At 70.6% G+C, this 4,770-nt stretch carries 3 protein-coding genes; 1 reads left to right on the forward strand and 2 read right to left on the reverse strand.

Features of this window, described 5'->3' with window-relative positions; all coding sequences use genetic code 11:
- The first annotated feature begins 142 nt into the window (after positions 1-142).
- Entirely contained in the window at positions 143-415 is a 273-nt protein-coding gene (locus RB150_11310) for a hypothetical protein (protein ID MDQ7821121.1), read from the forward strand.
- Positions 416-1,156: 741 nt separating this feature from the next.
- Here RB150_11310 and RB150_11315 read toward each other — a convergent pair.
- Entirely contained in the window at positions 1,157-2,140 is a 984-nt protein-coding gene (locus RB150_11315) for an NAD(P)-dependent alcohol dehydrogenase (GenBank protein MDQ7821122.1), read from the reverse strand.
- A 59-nt stretch (positions 2,141-2,199) separates the two neighbouring features.
- Complete coding sequence (locus RB150_11320; GenBank protein MDQ7821123.1) at positions 2,200-4,512, reverse strand: xanthine dehydrogenase family protein molybdopterin-binding subunit; 2,313 nt, start codon at positions 4,510-4,512, stop codon at positions 2,200-2,202.
- Positions 4,513-4,770: the final 258 nt, after the last annotated feature.

A 4,770-nucleotide genomic window follows, 5' to 3' on the forward strand; every position in this document is an offset into this window, starting at 1 on the left:
GGCCCGACCTGTGCAGGGGACTGGTGGGCGGCAGCGTAGTCTACGCTGAGAATGTCCCGGCGTCTGGGCTCCGCGGACGGTGACCTGATGCCCGGGCATCTGTCGGGTCGGACCGGCGGGACCTCAGAGGGGAGTGTTGACGGTGGACCGGTACCTGATCGAGTCGCCGCACGATGCGAAGGACTGCGCCCGGCTGCTGCAGCTGGTCAGGGCCATGGGCTACCTGTACAACTTTGACTGGGGGTGCAAGTCCGGCGTCCACTGCGGGTGGGCCATCGTCGAGGCGGAGAGCGAGGCGCACGCGCTGATGGCGGTGCCGCCCATGGTGCGCGCCCGCGCTCGGATCATCAGGCTCAATAAGTTCAGCCCGGAGGAGGTGAGTTCACTGCACACGGATCCGGAGAGCATCTCCTGACCAGGCTATTCTGAGCGAACCCCGGCTGCCAGATTGATGTCCACCCGTGGGGCATAATTCGCCCGTGTTCTAGTCTAAGAATCTAAGAATCGGGCAATTAAGTACACTGAAATCGTGACCTTGGCGGAGACGTCGCGGCTGAAGGGGATCGCGATGAGACCCATCTTTACTGTGCATGCTGGAGAGTTTCTTGTCGGACGGGAGATAGAACAACGCCTGCCTCATGTTACGTTGTGGGTTCCCGCACGGGATGCCGGTATCGACTTGTTGGTCACCCGGGGGCAGAGCTTTATGTCGTTACAGGTCAAACTGTCGCAGAACTATCCGGTTGATGGATGGAGAGCTTTCAGCTGGTTTTCGCTGCGGGGGAGAGAGCTTAGGGAGAGTAAGGCCAATCTGTGGATCTTGGCGATCTCGGGTAACGACCCTCGGCGGCCTTGGCATTTGGATTGGGTCGTTGTGATACCGCCCAAAGAGTTGTACAAGCGCCTCCACGCAGTCCACGGCCGTAAGGAAAGGTATCATGTCTACCTGTGTATTAACGAGAAAGGCGAACTCTGGGAAACTCGAGGTCTCTTGAAGAATCAAAGGGACAGTTTGAAGAAGGATTCCTTCGGGGATTCTGTAGATTCGAAGAGGAATTTCACTCACTTTCTCAATAATTGGTCAATCCTTAGGAATCGCTTCGACTGAGAGTCTTCCGAACTTTTAACGGACGCGGCGTGGTCCTTTTGCGGGGGGTTAGTGTCGCGTTGCTGTATCGGATTGTGGCACCAATACCAACCGCCCGCGCACCTGGCCCCGGCGGACGCGGCGCAGGGCCTCGTTGACCTGGGCCAGCGGCAGTGTCTCCACGTGCCAGGTGATCTTCCCCTGCCGGGCCAGGTCCACCACCTCGGACAGCTCCCGCATAGACCCCCACACCGACGTGGTCAGGTGGGCCTCGGAGGGCACCGTGTCAAACCCGAACGGCAGGTGGCCGCCTGCGGCCCCCACCTGAACGAGGATCCCGCCGGGCTGCAGCAGGCGCGCTCCCAGGGCGAGGGTCGCCCGGGACCCGACGAAGTCGAAGACCGCCCGGGCCGGGGGAAGGCGGCGGGCGTCCCGCGGCAGCACGGCGGTGTCCGCCCCCAGCCCTCGCGCGACCGCCAGCTTGGACGGGTTGCGGTCCACCGCGGCCACGCGCGCTCCGGCCAGCAGCCGCAGGTACTGGATGGCGAACTGGCCCAGCCCGCCCACCCCGATGACCACCGCCGGGCCGCCACCTTCAAGCCACGGCAGCGCCCGGCGCACGGCGCGGTAAGGGGTCACGCCCGCATCCGCCAGCGGCGCCGCCCGCACCGGGTCCAGGTCGCCCAGCGGGATCAGGTAGCGGCGGGAGGGGACGACCATCCACTCCGCGTAGCCGCCGTCGGCCGTCCAGCCGGCGTCCAATCCGTCCGGGCACAGCTGCTCGTCGCCCTGCCGGCACCACTGGCAGCGGCCACATCCCCAGCTGGCGTACACCAGGACCGGACCCATCTCGGGGACCTCGCCGGCCACTTCGTGGCCGGGCACCAGGGGCAGGCGCACGCCGGCGAACTCCCCGTCGGCCATGTGGACGTCGCTGTGGCAGACGCCGGCCCCGCGCACCCGCACCAGGACCTGCTCGCCCCGGGTCCGGGGCCGGGGGCGGTTTTCCAGGCGCAGGGGCCGGCCGAACCGGTACAGGACGGCGGCTAGCATCGCCGGTGGAGGTTTCCCCGCCGGGGCGAGGCCGCCCTGCGGGGGGCCCTGACGGACGTCTATCCGATGTCTCGCCCGCGCAGTGCCCGCCAGATCTTCGCGGGAGTCAGCGGCAGGTCCAGATGAACGATGCCGCGGGCGGCCAGGGCGTCCAGCACCGCGTTGGCCAGCGCCGCCGGGGCACCGGTGGTCCCCGCCTCGCCCAATCCTTTGGCCCCCAGCGGGTTGAGCGGAGACGGCGTGTGCTGGAACTCGCCGACCAGCTCCGGCATCCCCGCCGCCCGGGGCACCGCGTAGTCCATCAGCGTCGCCGTCTGCAGCTGGCCGTCTGCGGAGTACACGACCTCCTCCAGCAGCGCCTGGCCCAGGCCCTGGACGATGCCGCCGGCGATCTGGCCCTCGGCCAGCAGGGGGTTGACCACCGTTCCGGCGTCGTCCACTGCCACCATCCGCAGGACGTGGACCTCGCCGGTGTCCGGGTCCACCTCCACCACCGCCGCGTAGGCGCCTGAAGGAAAGACCGGCCCCGACATCCGGAAGACGGCGCTGGCTTCCAGTCCCATCTCCAGGTCCGGGGGCAGGCGGGCCGGCTGGTAGGCCGCGGCGGCCACATCGGCCAGGGTCAGAGCCCGCTCGGGCGCCCCGCGGACGTGCAGCCGCCCGTCGGTCCAGACCACGTCCGCCGCCGGCGCCTCCAGCAGGTGGGCGGCGATGCGGGTGGCCTTGTCCGCCACCTTCTGCGATGCGACCAGCAGCGCCGAGCCGCCCAGGGTGGTGGAGCGGCTGCCGAAGGTGCCCACGCCCCGGGGGACGACGGCGCTGTCGCCCATCTCCACCGAGACCGCCTCCGGGTCCACCTGCAGGACCTCGGCGACGATCTGGCTGAACGTGGTTACGTGTCCCTGCCCGGTGGGCGTGGAGCCCACCCGCGCGATGACCCGGCCCGCAGGGGTGACGCTGACCGACGCGCTTTCCCACAGCAGGGCTCCCGCCCTCTCCACGTACACGGCGACGCCGACCCCCACAAGTCGGCCCTCCGCCCGAGCGCGGGCCTGCGCGGCGCGCCAGCGGTCGTAGTCCACCAGCTCGCACGCCCGCCGCAGCGCGCGGGCGTAGTCGCCCGAGTCGTAGGTGAAGCCCAGCGGCGTCCTGTAGGGAAACTGCTGCGGGGGGATGAGGTTGCGCCGGCGCAGCTCCACCGGGTCCACCCCCAGGTCGCGGGCGACCAGATCCACGGTGCGCTCGACCAGGTAGGCGGCCTCCGGCCGGCCGGCGCCGCGGTAGGGTCCGGTGGGGACCTTGGTGGTGGCCACGCCCACCAGCTCGACGGCGGCCGCGGGGATCCGGTAGGCGCCGGTCAGCAGCATGGCGGTCGTCACCGGCACCTGGGCGGTGGGAGGGTACAGGTACGCTCCCAGGTCGGCCACCAGCCGGGCCCGCAGCGCCAGCAGGCGGCCCGAGGCATCGCAGGCGACCTCCACGTCGGCCACCAGCCCGCGCCCCTGGTACATGGCGGCCAGGTTGTCGCGGCGGTCCTCCACCCATTTCACCGGGCGGCCGGTGCGCATCGCCAGGTGCGCGGCCAGGATCGCCTCCGGCGGGGCGTGGCCTTTGGCGCCGAACGCTCCGCCCACGTCGGGGACGATCACCCGGATCCGGTCGTCGGGACGTCCCAGGGCGCGGCTGAGCGCCGCCAGCGGCCGGTGGGGATCCTGGGCGGAGATCCACACCGTGAGCAGGTCGCGGCCCGGATCGTAGGAGGCGACGGCTCCCCGGGTCTCGACGGGCACGGCGGCCAGGCGGGGGATCACGAAGTGCTGGCGGACCACCCGGTGGGCGCGGGCGAACGCGCCGTCCACGTCGCCGGATGACCGGCTCCACCGCACCAGGATGTTGTCGGGCAGACTGTCGTGCAGGCGCACCGCGCCCTGGAGGCTGGCCAGGGGGTCCACCACCGCCGGCAAGGGGTCGCAGTCGAGGGAGACCAGACCGGCGGCATCTTCAGCTTCCTCGCGGCTCCGCGCCAGGACCGCCGCCACGGGCTGGCCGACGTAGCGCACGCGGTCGGCTGCCAGGATCGGATGCGGCACGGCCGCCACCTGGGCGCCCTCCACGGGGTTGGGGGGCACGGGCCGGACGGCGCCCGCCAGGTCGGCGGCCGTCACCACCGCGAGCACGCCGGGGTGAGAGGCGGCGGCGTCGGTGCGGACCGCACGCAGGACGCCGTGGGCCAGGGGGCTGCGGACCACGGCCATGTGGACCGTCCCCGGCAGGATCAGGTCGTCGATGTAGCGGGCCTCTCCGCGCAGGAAGCGCGGGTCTTCGCGCCTGCGCAGGGGACGTCCGATCCACCGTCGGGAGGACACACTCACGGTCTGCGCCCTCCGATCACCTGACATCGGGTCCCGTATCGGTCGGGGCGGGGCGCAGCGCCCGGCTGCGGCCCCAGGCGACCACAGTGTTCCGACCTGCCCGGCCGTCCTCCTCTTTCCGGGTGTCAGCCTGCCACCAGCGGCTCCAGGGGCACCTGGTGCAGGGACACCGCGCCCCGCCCGGTGACCACGGTGAGCGCCCCCACCTGCAGGCCCATCCGCTCGTCGGCGGTGATGGGGTTGGGCTGGATGACCACG

The organism is Armatimonadota bacterium (assembly GCA_031081675.1).
Lineage (GTDB): Bacteria > Sysuimicrobiota > Sysuimicrobiia > Sysuimicrobiales > Kaftiobacteriaceae > Calidihabitans > Calidihabitans tengchongensis.